The 16,611-nt window shown below is 62.1% G+C and carries 21 protein-coding genes; 14 read left to right on the forward strand and 7 right to left on the reverse strand.

Going from position 1 to position 16,611, the window contains the following annotated elements:
• Positions 1–55: 55 nt before the first annotated feature.
• The 3 genes from AB3X96_RS27415 to AB3X96_RS27425 all read right to left on the reverse strand — a co-directional run bounded on the left by AB3X96_RS27415 (position 56) and on the right by AB3X96_RS27425 (position 967).
• Positions 56–376 (reverse strand): hypothetical protein, encoded by a 321-nt coding sequence (locus tag AB3X96_RS27415; protein WP_254905908.1) that lies wholly within the window; start codon positions 374–376, stop codon positions 56–58.
• A gap of 49 nt (positions 377–425) precedes the next feature.
• The gene (locus tag AB3X96_RS27420; RefSeq protein WP_368592191.1) at positions 426–683 is read right to left on the reverse strand and encodes a hypothetical protein; all 258 of its coding nucleotides are present in this window, start codon (positions 681–683) and stop codon (positions 426–428) included.
• 86 nt (positions 684–769) lie between these two features.
• Complete coding sequence (locus AB3X96_RS27425; RefSeq protein ID WP_368592192.1) at positions 770–967, reverse strand: hypothetical protein; 198 nt, start codon at positions 965–967, stop codon at positions 770–772.
• Between the two features lie 273 nt (positions 968–1,240).
• On the opposite strand from AB3X96_RS27425, the gene AB3X96_RS27430 reads away from it, so the two are divergent.
• Positions 1,241–1,504 carry a hypothetical protein gene (locus AB3X96_RS27430; RefSeq protein ID WP_368592193.1) on the forward strand — a complete coding sequence of 88 codons (264 nt, stop codon included), beginning with the start codon at positions 1,241–1,243 and terminating at the stop codon, positions 1,502–1,504.
• A 27-nt stretch (positions 1,505–1,531) separates the two neighbouring features.
• On the opposite strand, the gene AB3X96_RS27435 is transcribed toward AB3X96_RS27430, so the two are convergent.
• A complete protein-coding gene (locus tag AB3X96_RS27435) occupies positions 1,532–2,416 on the reverse strand; it encodes a manganese catalase family protein (protein WP_368592194.1) in 885 nt (294 codons plus the stop codon).
• 1 nt (position 2,417) lies between these two features.
• On the opposite strand from AB3X96_RS27435, the gene AB3X96_RS27440 reads away from it, so the two are divergent.
• The 3 genes from AB3X96_RS27440 (at position 2,418) to AB3X96_RS27450 (ending at position 4,980) form a co-directional block, all read left to right on the forward strand.
• Positions 2,418–2,720 (forward strand): hypothetical protein, encoded by a 303-nt coding sequence (locus AB3X96_RS27440; protein ID WP_368592195.1) that lies wholly within the window; start codon positions 2,418–2,420, stop codon positions 2,718–2,720.
• A gap of 100 nt (positions 2,721–2,820) precedes the next feature.
• Positions 2,821–4,035: an NO-inducible flavohemoprotein gene (gene hmpA, locus AB3X96_RS27445; RefSeq protein ID WP_368592196.1), complete on the forward strand. Its 1,215-nt coding sequence runs from the start codon at positions 2,821–2,823 to the stop codon at positions 4,033–4,035.
• A gap of 78 nt (positions 4,036–4,113) precedes the next feature.
• A complete protein-coding gene (locus AB3X96_RS27450) occupies positions 4,114–4,980 on the forward strand; it encodes an MBL fold metallo-hydrolase (protein WP_368592197.1) in 867 nt (288 codons plus the stop codon).
• A 185-nt stretch (positions 4,981–5,165) separates the two neighbouring features.
• Here the strand turns inward: AB3X96_RS27450 and AB3X96_RS27455 are convergent, their stop codons facing one another.
• The 3 genes from AB3X96_RS27455 to AB3X96_RS27465 form a co-directional block, all read right to left on the reverse strand.
• On the reverse strand, positions 5,166–5,681 hold the full coding sequence (locus AB3X96_RS27455) for a hypothetical protein (RefSeq protein ID WP_368592198.1): 516 nt from the start codon (positions 5,679–5,681) through the stop codon (positions 5,166–5,168).
• A gap of 152 nt (positions 5,682–5,833) precedes the next feature.
• A complete protein-coding gene (locus AB3X96_RS27460) occupies positions 5,834–7,561 on the reverse strand; it encodes a tannase/feruloyl esterase family alpha/beta hydrolase (protein WP_368592199.1) in 1,728 nt (575 codons plus the stop codon).
• Between the two features lie 12 nt (positions 7,562–7,573).
• Positions 7,574–8,716, reverse strand: coding sequence for a porin (locus AB3X96_RS27465; RefSeq protein ID WP_176365450.1), 1,143 nt, complete (start codon positions 8,714–8,716; stop codon positions 7,574–7,576).
• 611 nt (positions 8,717–9,327) lie between these two features.
• Between AB3X96_RS27465 and AB3X96_RS27470 the strand changes: the two genes are divergently transcribed.
• The 10 genes from AB3X96_RS27470 to AB3X96_RS27515 all read left to right on the forward strand — a co-directional run bounded on the left by AB3X96_RS27470 (position 9,328) and on the right by AB3X96_RS27515 (position 16,557).
• Positions 9,328–9,645 carry a hypothetical protein gene (locus AB3X96_RS27470; protein ID WP_368592200.1) on the forward strand — a complete coding sequence of 106 codons (318 nt, stop codon included), beginning with the start codon at positions 9,328–9,330 and terminating at the stop codon, positions 9,643–9,645.
• 356 nt (positions 9,646–10,001) lie between these two features.
• A complete protein-coding gene (locus tag AB3X96_RS27475) occupies positions 10,002–10,154 on the forward strand; it encodes a hypothetical protein (protein WP_368592201.1) in 153 nt (50 codons plus the stop codon).
• A 106-nt stretch (positions 10,155–10,260) separates the two neighbouring features.
• Complete coding sequence (gene sufB, locus AB3X96_RS27480; protein ID WP_368592202.1) at positions 10,261–11,709, forward strand: Fe-S cluster assembly protein SufB; 1,449 nt, start codon at positions 10,261–10,263, stop codon at positions 11,707–11,709.
• Between the two features lie 14 nt (positions 11,710–11,723).
• Positions 11,724–12,506, forward strand: a complete 783-nt coding sequence (gene sufC / locus AB3X96_RS27485) for a Fe-S cluster assembly ATPase SufC (protein ID WP_368592203.1) — start codon at positions 11,724–11,726, stop codon at positions 12,504–12,506.
• 42 nt (positions 12,507–12,548) lie between these two features.
• Positions 12,549–13,874 carry a Fe-S cluster assembly protein SufD gene (gene sufD, locus AB3X96_RS27490; RefSeq protein WP_368592204.1) on the forward strand — a complete coding sequence of 442 codons (1,326 nt, stop codon included), beginning with the start codon at positions 12,549–12,551 and terminating at the stop codon, positions 13,872–13,874.
• On the forward strand, positions 13,871–15,124 hold the full coding sequence (locus AB3X96_RS27495) for a SufS family cysteine desulfurase (RefSeq protein WP_368592205.1): 1,254 nt from the start codon (positions 13,871–13,873) through the stop codon (positions 15,122–15,124). The genes sufD and AB3X96_RS27495 overlap by 4 nt, the downstream gene beginning before the upstream one ends.
• Positions 15,121–15,570, forward strand: a complete 450-nt coding sequence (sufU, locus tag AB3X96_RS27500) for a Fe-S cluster assembly sulfur transfer protein SufU (protein WP_368592206.1) — start codon at positions 15,121–15,123, stop codon at positions 15,568–15,570. Before AB3X96_RS27495 ends, sufU begins: the two co-directional genes overlap by 4 nt.
• 26 nt (positions 15,571–15,596) lie before the next feature.
• A complete protein-coding gene (locus tag AB3X96_RS27505; RefSeq protein WP_176380504.1) occupies positions 15,597–15,953 on the forward strand; it encodes an SUF system Fe-S cluster assembly protein in 357 nt (118 codons plus the stop codon).
• A 1-nt stretch (position 15,954) separates the two neighbouring features.
• Positions 15,955–16,287, forward strand: coding sequence for a non-heme iron oxygenase ferredoxin subunit (locus AB3X96_RS27510; RefSeq protein WP_176111687.1), 333 nt, complete (start codon positions 15,955–15,957; stop codon positions 16,285–16,287).
• A 27-nt stretch (positions 16,288–16,314) separates the two neighbouring features.
• Positions 16,315–16,557: a hypothetical protein gene (locus AB3X96_RS27515; RefSeq protein WP_176111688.1), complete on the forward strand. Its 243-nt coding sequence runs from the start codon at positions 16,315–16,317 to the stop codon at positions 16,555–16,557.
• Positions 16,558–16,611: the final 54 nt, after the last annotated feature.

Below are 16,611 nucleotides of genomic sequence, written 5' to 3' on the forward strand. Positions count from 1 at the left end.
ACCGCATGCGCCATTCCTGACGCCCCACAATGGGTCAATCGTGCGCCAGCGCCCGCTAGCGGAGCTCTTTGCTGCTCGACAGTGCGCTCAAGGCGGAGTCCGTGGCATCCGCCGCATGGGCGAACAGATCGTCGACGATTCGGCGCGCCGCGCTATATCCGCCCATCAACGCATCGGCCTCGGTGTCGAATGGCCGTCCGCCGGCAATGTCGAAGCGCAGCGGCGAGAACGTGGCAACCGCGGCACCCGCCTGATAGATGTGAACCACCGCCGCATAGCGCGTGCGTACCGCCGCGCGCCCGGCGGGGCGCAACGTGAAATCCGCCTCGACGGTCACCTCGATCGTGAACCCGTGGTATTCGTAGGTCCGCATCATCATCATGTCCTTCGTCGCGTAAGTGTGTGATCGCGCCGGTGCGCGCCGATCATGCGCGACGGCCACGGCGCTCGCTGCGTGCTTCGAGCGTGGCGAGCCGCGCGAGCAGCAGGCGCGCTTGCGGTTGCAGCGCCGGCGGCAGTTCGGCATTGGCCTCGATGCGCGCGCGCCAGTAAGCGGGCGTTGCAACTACCGTGCCCTGCCAGTCGACGCGGTCGCGGTGAAAGAGCTGTTCGAGGCGCTGGACCATCGTGCCGATGTGCTTCAGTTCGTTGGCGGCGTCGTTATAGTTACGCGCGGCATTCACAGGTTCCCTCCGATTTGTTGTTAGTCGTTGTCGTGAGTCAGCGTTTCGACCCTACCGCGTCGCTCGCTCGGCGCGCCTGTACCGCCTCAACGTTTTCGCATCAGGGTCTGGAGCAACGATTCGCCGTGGTTCGTCACGCGCGGACGATGCGCGCCTGACGGTGTGCTTTCGAGCGCGACCAGTTGGCGCTCGAGCAGCGCGTCGAATTCTTCGCGCGCTCTATCGGTGTACTCCGGCGATGCCTTCACCAGCATCAAAACCGCAAATTCATGAGGGCTCAGCATGGTCTTTCCTGGAGCGGTCAATTTTTCACGGAACGTACGTTTTTCGCGTTGTCGACAGTAAGTCGTACCGGTCTGTCGACGTGTCGGAAAACGCCGGAATCAGCATACGCCGGCAACCCCAAGAAGGTGCATAGAGGCGTATGTCCGAAACTCTGACATTGCGGACAGCCATGCGGGACGCGCGGCCCCGCCTTCGCGCGAATTCGAAGAAACCCGTTCGCGACCGATTTGGCGTAGCGTAGTCAATGTGAATGGCGGTTGAAGGAGGGCGCAATGCCTGACGTCCGACAAGGCTGCCCTCGCGCCATCGATGCGCGGGAGCGCGAAAATTCCGCGAGGTGCGATCCGAACCGCGACGCGGCGCGCGCTGCGAAAAACCGTCGCGCGCCGGCGCTGCGCACAGCGCTCGTCATGACATTCGCGATCGCCGCGACGGCCGCGTGCGCGACGCCGCCCGAACCCGGCACCGCGCAGCCTTCGGGTCAACCGACCTGCAACGTGGCCGGCAAGTTCTGCAACACGTTTTTCGGACCTTGACGATACCCGCGGCAGCGCCTTGAGCGATCAACCGACCTCATTGCCGCGCGGGACTTCGCTGCCTATTTCGGCACCGGTCGTCGGATCGCTCGACGGGTCGGATCGCAGACGCGTGGCCATCGCGGTAACCGCGGCTTGCTGTTGCGCTTCGAGGCTCACCGACGCATTGCCGTCGCCGCCATCCACCGCCGGCTCACCGGTCCTTATCGTGAGACCGGTGCCGCTGTTCCACGGTGCGTTGATCACCGCTCCGTCGTGCGACATCTTGTAGTAGACGCTCGCGAATTCCTGTCTCGGCGGCAGCTTGCCCGGCGGGAAACTCGGTGTGATCGCATACAGCGCCTTCTCGAACGACTTTTGATGCGCGACTTCGCGGGTCATCAGAAAGCCGAGCGCCTCGCGCACGCCGGCATCGTCGGTCACGTTGATCAGCCGTTCATAGATGATCTTCGCGCGCGCTTCGGCGGCGATGTTCGAGCGCAGGTCCGCGGTCGGCTCGCCGATCGTGTCGATGTACGCGGCACTCCACGGGACGCCGCCGGAGTTCGTCAGCGGCGGTCCGCCGCCGTATAGCACCTGCGTAAGGTGGCTGTCGTTGCCCGCGCCGTTGAGCTTGCGATACAGCTCGGCTTGCTGCTCGACCCCTTCGGCGAGTTCTCCTTTCGCGCCGCGATTCAACATCGCGACGATCGAGCCGATGATCTCGAGATGGCTCAGCTCTTCGGTGGCGATATCGAACAGCATGTCCTTGCGCCCGGGGTCTTCTTCCGCAACGGCCTGCGTGAAGTAGCGCATCGCGGCGGCCAGTTCGCCTTGCGGACCGCCGAACTGCTCCAGCATCAGATTCGCAAGCCCGGGATTGGCCGTGCCGACGCGAACCGTGTATTGCAGCCTTTTGTTGTGCATGAACATCGTGACCTCCATTGGAGTTGGTACTTGGGTCTTTCATCCGCCGTGCCACGCGTGCGGAGCGCCGTTCGTCGCGAGCGGCGCGTGGATCGCCTCGCATGCAGCGTTCCTGGGCGGCTCGCATCGCGTCGTCAGCCGGCCCGCGATGGCGTGCGCGGCGGCCGATATCGCCTACCTCGTGCGCGCGCTGTGCGTCATCGGCGTGTCCGTGGCCTTCGGCATATGGACAGCCGGCATCGGTTGGAGCAGCATGGTCGCCTGGATAGGCTTGAAGCAGCGGGCGAATGCCCCAGGAACTTGCAGGTGAGCGAGGCACTCGACTCAGATAGTCGCGCCGCGGTATCGACACTTTTTCGAGCTGCGCGCACGAGCGAGGTAACCAGTCGTCCTACTGCAGGAGGAAAGAAATGCTGACGCAGAAAACCAGGGACATCGTAAAAGCGACGGCCCCGGTTCTTGCCGCGCACGGCTATACGATCATTCAACGGTTCTATAGACGGCTCTTCGAAGCGCATCCCGAACTGAAAAACGTTTTCAACATGGCGCATCAGGAGCAGGGGCAGCAGCAGGAAGCGCTCGCGCGCGCCGTGTACGCGTACGCCGAGAACATCGAGGACCCCGGCAGTCTCGCCGCGGTGCTGCGCAATATCGCCAACAAGCACGCGAGCCTCGACGTGAAAGCGGAGCACTATCCGATCGTCGGCGAACATCTGCTCGGCGCGATCAAGGACGTGCTCGGCGACGCCGCGACCGACGACATCATCTCCGCGTGGGCGCAGGCATACGGCAATCTCGCGGACGTGCTGATGGGCATGGAGTCCGAATTGCGCGAAACGCGCGCGGCGCAGCCAGGCGGCTGGACCGGATGGCGCACGTTCGTCGTCAAGGAGAAGCGGCCCGAGAGCAGCGTGATCACGTCGTTCATCCTCGAACCGAAGGATGGACAGCCGCTCGCCAACTTCGAGCCGGGACAGTACATCGGCATTGCCGTCGATGTGCCCGCGCTCGGCCTGCAGCAGATCCGGCAATACAGTTTGTCCGACGTGCCGAACGGCCATAGCTATCGGATCTCGGTCAAGCGCGAGAGCGGCGAGGCCGGGCGGCCGGCGGGCTATGTGTCCTCGCTGCTGCACGATCACGTGAACGTCGGCGACGAGGTGAAGCTGGCAGCGCCGTACGGCACGTTCTACATCGATGTCCATGCGAAGACGCCGATCGTACTGATCAGCGGCGGCGTCGGTCTGACGCCGATGGTCAGCATGTTGAAGCGCGCGATTCAGGACCCGCAGCGGCGCGTGGTGTTCATTCATGGTGCACGCAACGGCGCGGTGCACGCGATGCGCGACCGTCTGCAGCAGACCGCCGCCACCCAGCCGAACTTCCGCGCGATCGTGTTCTATGACGCGCCGCTCGATACCGACGTGCAGGGCCGCGACTACGACAACGCCGGTTTCATCGACCTCGGCAAGCTGCGCGACGAGATCCTGTTGCCCGACGCCGACTACTACATCTGCGGGCCGGTTCCATTCATGCGGCTACAGCACGACGCATTGAAAAACCTGGACATTCACGAGTCGAAGATTCACTACGAGGTGTTCGGGCCAGATCTGTTCGCTGAATGACGCATACGGCGAGTGCCGCGCAACAGTTGCCGCGGAAGCGTCAAGCAGGAATGCAGTTCCCAAGACGGGGAGTGCGGCATGAGAGTGCACCATCTGAACTGCATTTCGACCTGCCCGTTGTGCGGCATGCTGTTCAACGGGCAACCCGAATCGTTGATTCGCCGCGGGCATCTGGTCTGCCATTGTCTGCTCGTCGAAAGTTCGGCGGGGCTCGTGCTCGTCGATACCGGTTTCGGTCTGCGCGATGTCGCCGATCCCTATTCGCGCCTCGGCAAATTCTTTCTGAGGCTGCTGAAGCCCGAGTTCCGGAATGAAATGACGGCGATCAGGCAGATCGAGCGGCTTGGTTTCGACCCGGCCGAGGTGCGCCATATCGTCATGACGCACCTCGATTCCGATCACGCGGGCGGCCTCGATGACTTTCCGCACGCGACCGTGCACATGCTCGCGAGCGAGCGTCAGTACGCGGCACAGCAGAAGACCTGGCTCGACCGGCAGCGCTTCAGGCCGCAGCAGTGGTCATATCAGAACATGTGGCGCGTGCATTCGCCGCAATACACCGAGCGCTGGGAAGGCTTCGCGAAGGTGCATCCGATCGAGGAACTCGCGAACGAGATCGCACTAGTGCCGCTACGAGGCCATACCTATGGTCACTCGGGCGTCGCGGTGAACGGCGACGGCGGCTGGTTGCTGCTCGCAGGCGACGCCTACTTCGACAACGGCGAGCTCGACCCGGTGCGTCCGCATTGCTCGGCCGGGTTGCGCTTCCATCAGTGGATGCTCGAAAAGGACCGCGCGGCACGACTGTACAATCAGCGCCGACTGCGCGATCTGGCGAAGCGGGCGAGTCCCGCGCTGAGGATTTTTTGCAGCCACGACGTCGATGAATTCGAGCGGCTCGCGGGCCGTTCAGTGGCGGTGCCGGCGGAGCAGATGGCAGGATGATGGTGCGCGACGCGTTTCGCGTAGAGAACTGTCCGCGACGCAGGGCTTACGGACAGCCTGCGGTGCGGACCTGTTTCCTATACTCGATTTGTCCTCCGCTTGGACTCGTGGGGACAGCGTTCTCAAATGCGCTTGTGGCGACCATGCCGGTCAAAGGCTGGTCGCTTTTTTTGCGCGCGCAGTCTTCATCGATCCGGCCGCCGCAGCAGCGCGGCCGCGAGCAGGCCGGCGCCGAGCAACAGGTAGACGTTGCCGAGCGAGCGACGCGACAGGTGCGCCTCGAATCCCGGCGTGAGCCGGTTGGGCACCACCTTGTAGTCGACCACATACGCGCTTGCCACCGTCGCGGCGGCGGCTAGCGCGGCGACGCCGGGCCGTCGTGACGGGACAGGGCCGGCCATCCGGTCAACGAGTTGCTCGAACAGGAATGCCCAGAAGATGGCGGCCGCCTGATGGATCGCGAAGCCGGTCACCGTATGGCGGATGCTGAAGCCGCGTTCGCGCAACGCGCGTTGCGGCCACACGGAGTGGGTAACCGCATTGATCGGCGCTAGCGGGCTGCCCGATGCGTCCGCGGATGCCGCCGAGGCCGTCGCCGCCGACAGGCACCCGGACAACAGCCCCGATGGGACGGCCCGGCGTAGCGTCGCACAGGCGGCCTGATACCACGGCGAACCGATTTTGTACTCGCGCATTTTCATGGCAGCGCTCCAGTGCGGGCGCGCAAACGCACGCCCGATGATCGCGGACAGAGGTATGCCCAAGGAGCAGCATGGCGCGTTCCGCACGGACGGGGCAGCGCATCGGCCGGGGCCGACTGCGCCGATTCCCTCGCCAAGTCAGAGTCAGTGCCTTAGCTGCAAGTGAAACTACTCGCCGAGTTCACGTCTCCACTCGTGTAGCGGGCCACCTTCGGATAGGCGCACAGCGGACGCGTGCGCCCGGCACCCCAGCTAGTCGGCACTTCGCTATTCGGAATCGCGTTGCTGGTGTCGCGAGCCGTTGCGATGACCTGGTTCGGTGCTTGCCCTTGCTCGACCCATGCCACCATGGGCGTCAGCATGTCGAACTGATCGGCCGTCGGACCGCCGCTGCAGTGGTTCATCCCCGCTACCGTGAAGAGCCGCGCGAAATTGCTTGCGTCTCCGCCACTAGCCGTCGATAGGCGCTGATACCAGTCGGTCGTATCGTTCGACGAGAACACCGGATCGCTCGTTCCGTGATAGACGATCAACTTCGCGCCCCGGCTCCGCAGACCGCTCAGATCGGTCTCGTTCGGCGGGGTCATGAATGACCACGAAGACTCGGAATAGATCCCGCTCGTGGCGAAGATCTTCGGCGCATCATTGTCCATGCTGAAGCTCAGACCGTAGGCACCCATCGAACCGAGGATCGAAGCACTTTGCGGCGGCGACGTAAACACGAAGGCTGCCGCGGCCGGATCAAGGCTGATGGAATTGCCTTGCTTCCACGCGGCCCAGCCTGATCCGTTGATACCGACATCATACGGAAAGCTCGCATAGAGCGCCGTGCCGGCGCTGTTTTTCGCCCCGGAGAAAATATTTCCAACCGCCTGCTTTTGAGCCGCCGTAAGACAGCTGCCGTCGCGCCCATTGCTCGAACACGTCGGTACGTCGGTGGCCAGATTGAAGTTCGCCTGGCACGCTTTGATGTCCTGGACCATTCCGTCCGCTACACCATCGAGCGAATCACACTTCGCGATGATCTTCGATGCGATCAGCTGCCTTTCAGTAGTCGTCAAGCCGGTGGTGATATCGGCAATGCCGGACGAGGTCGTCGCGGTCGCGACGGTAGCGAGCTGTTGCGCGCTCCACAACTCCCCAATCGCTGCCTTTGGCAAATGAAAGCCGGGGTCACCGGCAATGATGCCGTCGTAATCCGCGAAAGATCTGGCTGCCGCCACCATCGCATGACGGCCGCCGTTCGAGCAGCCTTCGAAATAGCTGCGGTCGGGGCCCTTGCCATAGGCCAACCTGATCACCTGCTTGGCCATCGGCGTGAGCGTAGCGACGGCGTTGTAGCCATAGTCGAGACGCGCCTGGGGATCGAGACCGAACAGCGGGTTTTGCGACCCGGAATGACCTGCATCCGAACTGATCACGGCGAAGCCCATGTTCAGCGCGTTGTTCAGCGGGCCGCCGCCACTGAGCACTCCCGTCGCAGGCGTCACATTGCCGTCGAGACCACCGTTGGCCTGATAGAAAAAGCGGCCATTCCACGCAATTGGCAGCCGCATTTCAAAACCGATCGCATAAGTCCGGCCGTCAACGGCGCTCGTGCGTTGATTCATTTTTCCTTCGATCACGCAATGTTCGGGGACGGACTTTCCGGCCACCGTGAGCGTTCCGGCCGGCACGTCGGTGACGGAAGTGAAGGTCGTGTTGGCAAACGTCAACCTGGCGGCGAGCGCGGCGCAGTCTCCCGACAGCGTCGCGGGTTGTGCGGCGGAGAGCCGAGGCAATTGCGTCGCACTGGTGGAGAGGGAGTCGGAACCGCCGCCGCAGGCCGCCAGCATCGCGGACACGGCCGATACGCATACAGCAATTGAAGTTCGTTTCATTTTCGACCCGTATCAGAACATGTGTTTGATGCCGACCATCACGCCCGTTTGACCCATGCCCGCGCCCGGCGTGGTCCCGCTCCCGCCGCCGCTGACCGAATAGCGCGCCTTCGCACTGTTCGCCAGATATGCAGCCTGCGCATAGACCGACGAACGCTTGCTCAGCAGATAGGTGGTGCGTAACGTTCCCATCGTGGCGCGGGTATCGTGGTCGCTATTGATGATGCGAAACACTTCGCCATCGAGGAGGAATGCAGGCGTGACCATGTACGAAGCGCCGAGGAAGAACAGGTCCGAACGGATATTGGGCACGCTCGGCGACTGGGTCACTACGCGGCGTCCAATCCAACCGGCGCCGATCTTCGCGCCTGCGTACTGCGCATAGGCGCTCAGTTGCGTACGGGCGTCCTTGTCCGCGGCGTTGATCAGCGGTGTCGGCGCAACACCGTCGAAGAAGTTGGCGGCTGCTGTCGCGCCGCCTCGTTGCTCCTCGTACGACGCGGCAGCGCCGAAATATTGCGAGTCGTACTTGAGCATTGCGGACCAGTCGCGGCATTCCGTGGCGTGGCCTGGAACGGAGCCGGTACAGGTTCCTTGTCCCGGCGAGTTGCCGGTACCCGCAGCGTCCCGTCCGAATGAATAACCCACGCCCAACGTAAAGCCTTTGTACGAGCCGAGATAGGTGATCGAGTTGTCGGTGCGCGCGTTGGGCACATAGGCATCCAGCGAGCCCATGCCGTAGATGTCCGGACCGATGATGTCGGCGCCCTGGACCGCGAGATAGGTCATCGTGTACTGACGGCCGAACGCGAGCGTTCCATACGGGCTCTTCACGCCGATGAACGCCTGGCGTCCAAACAACCTGCCGCCCTGTCCGGAACTGCCATCGCGCAGGTTGAAGCCGCTTTCGAGAGTGAACACAGCGCTGTAGCCGCCGCCTAGATCTTCGTTGCCACGCAGCCCCCAGCGCGATGGGAACTCACCGGTAACGGATGGCATGCGAACGACGCTATCGCCCTTCGCGTTCGCGTGCGAGACATACTCGATCCCTGTGTCAACGATGCCGTACAACGTGACGCTCGATTGCGCCGAGGCTCCTGCGCTCAGCGCGCAGAGCGCACCGAACATGAGGACGTGAGTCGACTTCAATTGCATGGTGATATCTCCGGACCTGTTGTTTGCTTTTTTTGTTGAGCTGCGGTTGTGGATCTTGGGTACGACCTGGTCTTTCGCTCTAAGCCGGCGCAGCGGTGAGAGCGTGGCAGTTAAATATCAGGTAGGCTGATATTATGGTTAAAATTAAGCGCGTCCTGAAAAACGCGCCCGTCCGTTCGTCGTGATGTTCCGTATTTGATATCAGGTACCCTGACAACGCAAGCGCGAAATATTCGGTAGATTCCCCTAGTTCGACGGTGTCTTACATTCCGGCGAAGCCCCTAAGCGCCAAACTCATCGCACCGCCACGTCGGGCGACACCGCAACATGCCAGCGCCCCGATCGACCCGCAGAACCCTGCGTCCGAGTAAGCTTTTAGTTCGTTGGTAGCGCGTTTGTGTTGCGTTCGCGCCTATCTTCCATCGCGTAGAGTTAGAGCGGGAATGCAGGATGCGGCGGCCACGGAGCGCCAGGTTGGAAGTGAGGCGCAAGCTTGCGGGGAATTTCGGCACTGACGCGGCTATTTTTGCAGGCCATTTCGTGGACGCTGGAGTTATACAAACAACACACGAATCGGCTTGGGCCCAGTAAGGAGCAAACAGGATGTTGCCATGAGTAATTTGACTGCAAGCGTCGCACGACGCGTCGTATTTGCCATTGCGGGGTTCTCGGTGTACAGCGGCGCCGCCAGCGCTGCTTGCCCGGCATACGTGGAACTGTCTTCCGGCACGGTCTTCGATCTGGCGAAGCTGATTGCAGACAATGGGTCACCGTCGGCGGCGCTGGAAAAAGCTCGCGCCGATCTGGCGCAAGTGAGCCGCGCCGGTGAGTGTTCAGCGATCGAGCACACCCGTCGTCACGCCGAGTGCGTGGAAATCGTCGAAGCGACCCACAGAGCAGTAGCTGCTTTGGAACGTTGTTCCCGGTAATTCGCCTCGACGCGTGATCCGGTCCGAGCACCGGCATTCGACTACCCTAGGGTCCGGCGCACTACACTTCTCTGGTGTCAAAGATCAGAAGAACTACACCGGCGACGAGATGGTAGGGCGACTCGCCTTGCGCGAACACCACCGGCCCCGCACCGATCTCGTAGCTTTTCAGGCACCTTCGCGGGAGTTCAAGCTCAGCAATCGTCATACCTCGACGCAAGCCGCGACAAGGCCGAGTTGACGACAGCAGCGAGAACGTACACGCGCAGTGATGTCTTTCTTTTATCAGCGGCGACGCGGTGCTAGGGTTGAATGTGAAACCAGACCAGACAGGTACGGTTCGCGGAGGCTTAATCATGTTGCGCACGAGCAGGCTTGCCGACTATGTCACGGTGATCACGATCACAATGGCACGCGATCCGGACACCGTGGAGAGTATTGGCAGCCTCGCCGATGCACGGCTATCCGCTATTGGCTACGGCAGTCGCCAGGCGGATCACGCTGTTTGACGCAATTGGAGCCGTCAGGACAGCCGGCCAGCGGCTACGCACAGTGATTCCTTGATCGCCCCAAGCGCGCGATCGGGCCGCCGCAACGCTGAAAGCGGAGGTCTGCATGAGTTCAAGTGTATCGAGAATCGACGAGCTGATCCGGAGCGAATACCGGCACGGATTTGTGACCGATGTAAAGTCGGATACGTTGCCGCGCGGTGTGTCTGAAGATGTCATCCGCCTGATTTCAGCAAAGAAGAATGAACCCGACTTCATGCTCGCCTGGCGCCTCTCGGCCTACCGGCACTGGCTCACGATGAACGAACCGCATTGGGCATCGGTTGAGCACCCGCCTATCAACTATCAGGACATTGCGTATTATTCGGCGCCGATTGCTCCGAAGGATCGCCCGAAGAGTCTGCAGGATGTCGATCCGGAACTGCTGCGCACGTACGAGAGACTCGGCGTTCCGCTGGAGGAGCGCGAGATGCTCGCGGGCGTCGCGGTGGATGCGGTGTTCGACAGCGTGTCGGTCGCGACGACGTTTCGTGAAAAGCTTGGCGCGCTCGGCATCGTGTTCTGTCCGTTTTCGGAAGCGGTGCAGACTCATCCTGAACTGGTGCGGCAATACCTCGGCTCAGTGGTGCCGCATACCGACAACTTTTTCGCTGCGCTGAACTCCGCGGTCTTTAGCGACGGGTCGTTCTGCTATATCCCACCGGGCGTGCGTTGCCCGATCGAACTTTCCACGTATTTCCGCATCAACGCGCAGAACACGGGACAGTTCGAGCGAACGCTGATCATCGCGGACAAGGGAGCCTACGTCAGTTATCTGGAGGGTTGTACCGCGCCGATGCGTGACGAGAACCAGTTGCATGCTGCAGTGGTGGAACTGGTCGCGCTGGAGGGTGCGCAAATCCGCTACTCGACGGTGCAGAACTGGTATCCGGGCGATGCGCACGGGCGGGGCGGCATCTATAACTTCGTGACCAAGCGTGGCGATTGCCGTGAAGCAGACTCGAAGATTTCGTGGACGCAGGTCGAAACAGGCTCCGCCATCACGTGGAAATACCCGAGCGTGATCCTGCAAGGCGACAACGCGGTCGGCGAATTCTATTCTGTGGCGCTCACCAACAACTATCAGCAGGCCGACACCGGCACGAAGATGGCGCATCTGGGTCGCAATACGCGCAGCACGATCCTGTCGAAGGGCATTTCCGCCGGCCACGGCAGGAACGCCTATCGTGGGCTCGTGAAAATTGCCCGCTCGGCGGAGGACGCGCGCAACTACACACAGTGCGATTCGCTGCTGCTCGGTGATCGATGTAGTGCACTCACGGTTCCGTATATCGAGGTGAAAAACCCGACCGCGAAGGTCGAGCACGAGGCATCGACGTCGCGCATCGGCGAGGACCAGCTCTTCTATTGCCGACAGCGAGGCCTTTCGGAGGAAGAAGCGGTGTCGATGATCGTCAACGGCTTTTGCAGGGAGGTCCTCAAGGAGCTGCCCATGGAGTTCGCCGTCGAAGCACAAAAGCTGCTCGGCGTAAGTCTTGAAGGCAGCACGGGCTGACAGGGACAACGGTCATGCTAGAAATCAGCAAACTGAGCGTTGAAGTAGAAGGCAAGCCGATTCTGCGCGGGGTCGATCTGTGTGTGAACGCGGGCGAGGTGCACGCCATCATGGGCCCGAACGGTTCGGGCAAGAGCACGCTTGCCAACGTGCTGGCGGGCCACCAGCATTACCGCGTAACAGGTGGCAGCGTGCAGTATGCGGGCCGTGACCTGCTCTCGCTCGCGCCGGAAGAGCGTGCACGCGAAGGGCTTTTTCTCGCGTTTCAATACCCTGTCGAAATACCGGGTGTCAGCAACGTGTATCTGCTGAAGGCCGCGTTGAATGCACAGCGCGCGCACCGCGGCGACCCCGAACTGGATGCAATGGAATTCCTGCAACTGGTGAAGGAGAAAATGGCGCTCATGCAGATGGACGAAAGCCTGCTGCATCGCGCGGTCAACGAAGGGTTTTCAGGGGGTGAGAAAAAGCGCAACGAGGTGCTGCAGATGGCGGTGCTGGAGCCGCGCCTCGCGATTCTCGACGAAACCGATTCGGGGCTCGATATCGATGCGTTGCAAGTGGTTGCGCGAGGCGTCAATCAGATGCGCCATGCGGACCGCGCAATCGTCCTGGTGACGCACTACCAGCGCTTGCTCGAATACGTCGTGCCCGATTGCGTGCACGTGCTTTCAAAGGGGCGTATTGCGAAATCCGGAACGCGCGAGCTGGCACTTGAACTGGAGCGCAAGGGTTATGGATGGCTCGATGCGGATGCGCCGAACGGGCCGGATTCTGGGCCACCTAACCCGTTCTGACACGAGGCGGTCATACGTGATATCGCGAGGAGTAGACGTCAAATGAGTGAACCGGCGCTCGAGTACCTCCATCAGTCTTTCCAGACCCTGTCGAGTACGCTGCCCGGCGCGGAACTTCCGTGGTTGCGCAGCGCGAGGCGCCAGGCGTTCGAAAAATTCGAAGGGCTTGGCTTTCCCACAACTCGGCTCGAAGACTGGAAGTACACGAATGTGGCGACCATCGCGAGGCGGTCATGGCATTTCACGTCGCGGCGCAGCGACGACCTGGATGTGGAGCGCATCGTCGACGATCTCGTGCCATACGGGACAGCGGGTCGGCTCGTGTTCGTCAACGGCCGCCATATGCCGAAGCTGTCGCGCATGCCGCCTTTGCCGGACGGCGCATTTGTCGGCAGTCTCACGCGTGCCATTCGTGAGATACCGGAGCGGCTGAAAGCCGTCATTGCGCATCAGGCAGCGCCCGATGGCTTCGCGGCCCTGAACACGGCGTTCCTGAGCGACGGTTACGTGGTCCTGCTGCCGCCGGACTGTGCGATCGATGCGCCGCTCGTCATGCTGTTCCTGACAGACGAAGCCGGCCTCGCGATACATCCGTTCAACACGGTACTGGCGGACGGGCGCTCGCGGTGCTCGATCGTCGAGCAGTTTGCCGGTTTCTCCGACGACGCGTATCTGGTCAATTCCGTCACGAGGATCGTGGCGGGCGACGAGGCCGACGTGCAGCATTGCCGCGTCCACCATGAAGCACGCAGCGCGTTCCACATTGCGCATGTCGACGTCTCGCAACAGCGGGCGAGCCGCTTCACGTCGCACTCGTTCGCATTCGGTGGGGCACTCTCGCGTACGCAGATCGACACACGGCTGCAGGCCGCCGATGCCCGCGCCGAACTGAACGGGCTGTATATCGCGAGCGCGAGGCAGCATGTCGATCATCACACGCGCATCGATCACGAGAAACCGCACGGAACGAGCCGCGAGCACTACCGCGGGGTGCTCGACGGTGCGTCACATGGCGTATTCAACGGCAACGTGATCGTGCATCGTCACGCGCAGCAGACCGACACGCATCAGTCAAACTTCAATCTTCTGTTGTCGCGCGATGCGCAGATCGACACGAAGCCGCAACTGGAGATCCACGCCGACGACGTCAAGTGCACGCATGGCGCAACCGTTGGCCAGCTTGACGAGAACCAGCTGTTCTATCTGCGCTCACGCGGCATCGACGAACGCGTGGCGCGGGCTTTGCTCATCTGGGCGTTTGCGCGCAGCAGTCTGGAGCACGTGAGTATCGAGGCGGTGCGCGACCGACTGACGCAAATGCTGCTCGCGCGCACGCCGGAAGGTGAGCGCATTCGGGGACTGGTATGAAACCGATCGAACCTGTGATGATCCCGGACGACGAGACGGTGGCGCGTTGGCGAAGCGACTTCCCGATTTTTCGCGAGCTCATACACGGCAATCCGCTGGTGTATCTCGACAACGGCGCGACTACCCAGAAACCTTCGGCCGTGATCGACGCGCAGCGCGACTACTACGAGCATGCAAATGCGAACGTACATCGCGGCGTGCACGAGTTGTCGCAGCGCGCCACGGACGCGTACGAAGGTGCGCGCGAACGGATTGCGCGCTTCATCAATGCGGCGCGCGCGGAGGAAATCGTTTACGTGCGCGGCACGACGGAAGCGATCAACCTGGTTGCGCAGAGTTATGTGCGTCCTCTCGCGAAGCCCGGCGACGAGATCCTGATCAGCGCGATGGAACATCACTCGAACATCGTGCCGTGGCAACTCGTATGCGAGCAGACGGGCGCGGTGTTGAAGGTCGTGCCGATCGATGACAGCGGCGCGCTCGATGTCGATGCCTACCGGCAGATGATCGCCGAGCGTACGCGCATCGTGGCGATCACGCATGTATCGAACGCGCTCGGTACGATCAACCCGGTTGCGCGGATGATCGAGGCCGCGCACGCGCGCGACGTGCCTGTCCTGATCGACGGCGCGCAAGCGGTTGCACATCTGCCTGTCGACGTGCGCGCGCTCGATTGCGATTTCTATGCGTTCTCCGGGCACAAGGTGTATGGACCGACGGGAATCGGCGTGCTGTACGCCAAGGCGGACAGACTGGAAGCGATGCCGCCGTGGCAGGGCGGTGGCGACATGATCCGCTCGGTGACGTTCGACAAGACCATTTATAACGCCATTCCCTGGAAGTTCGAGGCGGGCACACCGGACATTAGCGGGGCGATCGCGCTCGCGGTGGCGCTCGACTATGTGAATGCAATCGGCCGCGAAACGATCGGCGCACATGAGGCCGGGCTGCTCGCGTATGCGACCGATGCAATGCGTGCGACACCACATCTGCGGCTGATCGGTACCGCAACCGAAAAGGCGGCCATTCTATCGTTCGTGCTCGACCACGTGCATGCACACGACGTCGGTACGATTCTCGATCAGTACGGCGTCGCGGTGCGCGCCGGCCATCATTGCGCGATGCCCGTCATGCAGCGCTTCGGCGTGCCGGCAACCGTGCGCGCGTCATTCGCGCTGTACAACACGCGGGCCGACGTGGAGGCACTCGTCAAGGCAATGGCGCACGTGCAGGAGGTATTTGGGCAATGAGCAGTCTGCGCGACCTGTACCAGGAAGTGATTTTCGACCACTACCGGAGACCGAGAAACCGTCACCGGCTGCCGGATGCCAATCGCAAGGCGGAGGGCTATAACCCGTTGTGCGGAGATCGCATCACGCTTTATCTGCGCATCGAGGATGGCGTCGTGGCGGACGTTGGGTTCGAGGGTGTAGGTTGTGCAATCGCCATCGCATCGGCATCGCTGATGACCGAAGCGCTCAAGGGGCGCACGGAATCGGAAATGGAGGCGCTCTTCGGGGCGTTTCACGACATGATGATAACGGCGCCGCCGGCGGACGCGTCTTCTCACCTCGGCAAGCTCGCGGTGTTCTCGGGTGTACGCGAATTTCCGGCGCGCGTGAAGTGCGCGACGCTCGCATGGCATACGCTCCATGCAGCATTGCATGACGAGTGCGGCACCATCTCGACGGAATGATTAGTGGAGGAAGTGAGGTGAACAGGATGAGCGCATTCGACTGGCTGAAACGGGCAGATGGGCCGGAGCCCGGCGACGGCGACCTGCGCTCGCGTGTGATCGACGCGTTGCGTACGGTGTTCGACCCGGAGATTCCCGTGAACATCTACGATCTGGGGCTGGTGTACGGTCTGGACGTCGACGGCGATACGGGCAACGTGTCCATTCGCATGACGCTAACGGCGCCGGGCTGTCCGGTCTCGCAGACCTTTCCGGCGACGATCGAAGATGTCGTCTATTCGGTGGCAGGCGTCAATACGGTACGCGTCGAGCTGGTGTGGGAACCGCCGTGGACGAAAGAGCGGATGTCCGAAGCCGCTCGTCTGCAATTGGGAATGCTTTGACATGACAAACTGGGTCGAAGTCGCGGCGATGACGGATTTCCCGCCGGGTTCGGTACGCAGCGTCGATGTGGACGGCACACAGGTGGCGGTGTTCAATCTTGATGGCGTCTGCTACGCGATCGAAGATACCTGTCCGCACGACGGCGGCATCCTGACTGGCGGTGCCGTCGAGGATGATGAAGTGGTATGTCCTCGTCATGGCGCCCGTTTTTGTATCAGGACCGGCAAGGTGCTGGCTCCGCCGGCCTACGAAGACGTGGCGGTGTTTCCGGTGCGCATCGAGGCTGGTGTGCTGCAGGTGCGCGACGCGCGCGACGACGACAGCGCTTCATGAAAGAGACCTTCACCATAGGGAGACTCTATGAAAACCGATCAAGTTACCAAGTACCGCGGTTTGCTGATCCGATCAGTCGTTACTCCCGCGGACAGCGATCGCTATAGGGCGGCAGCCATTGTGACCGACCAGACAGGCGAAGCGCGGACGCTGGGCGTCGACGGCGATTTCGCGGAGCCGAACGACGCTCATGTCCAGGCGACGGAACTCGCGATCGCCTGGATCGATGGGCGCCACGTCGTATCCGATCACTACGTACGCCGGGGATAGATCACGCGACGCGGACACCCCCGTCGAATGGCTGGCTGTTGAGTTCACGGCGCG

Origin of the sequence: Paraburkholderia sp. BR13439 (genome assembly GCF_040948805.1) — a bacterium.
Taxonomy (GTDB): domain Bacteria; phylum Pseudomonadota; class Gammaproteobacteria; order Burkholderiales; family Burkholderiaceae; genus Paraburkholderia; species Paraburkholderia youngii.

Coding starts and splice junctions, on each gene's coding strand:
- AB3X96_RS27475 (WP_368592201.1), top strand. CDS start 10,002: ATGTTGCGCACGAGCAGGCTTGCCGACTATGTCACGGTGATCACGATC.
- sufC (WP_368592203.1), top strand. CDS start 11,724: ATGCTAGAAATCAGCAAACTGAGCGTTGAAGTAGAAGGCAAGCCGATT.
- AB3X96_RS27470 (WP_368592200.1), top strand. CDS start 9,328: ATGAGTAATTTGACTGCAAGCGTCGCACGACGCGTCGTATTTGCCATT.
- AB3X96_RS27415 (WP_254905908.1), bottom strand. CDS start 376: ATGATGCGGACCTACGAATACCACGGGTTCACGATCGAGGTGACCGTC.
- AB3X96_RS27460 (WP_368592199.1), bottom strand. CDS start 7,561: ATGAAACGAACTTCAATTGCTGTATGCGTATCGGCCGTGTCCGCGATG.
- AB3X96_RS27425 (WP_368592192.1), bottom strand. CDS start 967: ATGCTGAGCCCTCATGAATTTGCGGTTTTGATGCTGGTGAAGGCATCG.
- AB3X96_RS27515 (WP_176111688.1), top strand. CDS start 16,315: ATGAAAACCGATCAAGTTACCAAGTACCGCGGTTTGCTGATCCGATCA.
- sufD (WP_368592204.1), top strand. CDS start 12,549: ATGAGTGAACCGGCGCTCGAGTACCTCCATCAGTCTTTCCAGACCCTG.
- AB3X96_RS27505 (WP_176380504.1), top strand. CDS start 15,597: ATGAGCGCATTCGACTGGCTGAAACGGGCAGATGGGCCGGAGCCCGGC.
- AB3X96_RS27455 (WP_368592198.1), bottom strand. CDS start 5,681: ATGAAAATGCGCGAGTACAAAATCGGTTCGCCGTGGTATCAGGCCGCC.
- AB3X96_RS27495 (WP_368592205.1), top strand. CDS start 13,871: ATGAAACCGATCGAACCTGTGATGATCCCGGACGACGAGACGGTGGCG.
- hmpA (WP_368592196.1), top strand. CDS start 2,821: ATGCTGACGCAGAAAACCAGGGACATCGTAAAAGCGACGGCCCCGGTT.
- AB3X96_RS27430 (WP_368592193.1), top strand. CDS start 1,241: ATGCCTGACGTCCGACAAGGCTGCCCTCGCGCCATCGATGCGCGGGAG.
- sufB (WP_368592202.1), top strand. CDS start 10,261: ATGAGTTCAAGTGTATCGAGAATCGACGAGCTGATCCGGAGCGAATAC.
- sufU (WP_368592206.1), top strand. CDS start 15,121: ATGAGCAGTCTGCGCGACCTGTACCAGGAAGTGATTTTCGACCACTAC.
- AB3X96_RS27465 (WP_176365450.1), bottom strand. CDS start 8,716: ATGCAATTGAAGTCGACTCACGTCCTCATGTTCGGTGCGCTCTGCGCG.
- AB3X96_RS27510 (WP_176111687.1), top strand. CDS start 15,955: ATGACAAACTGGGTCGAAGTCGCGGCGATGACGGATTTCCCGCCGGGT.
- AB3X96_RS27435 (WP_368592194.1), bottom strand. CDS start 2,416: ATGTTCATGCACAACAAAAGGCTGCAATACACGGTTCGCGTCGGCACG.
- AB3X96_RS27450 (WP_368592197.1), top strand. CDS start 4,114: ATGAGAGTGCACCATCTGAACTGCATTTCGACCTGCCCGTTGTGCGGC.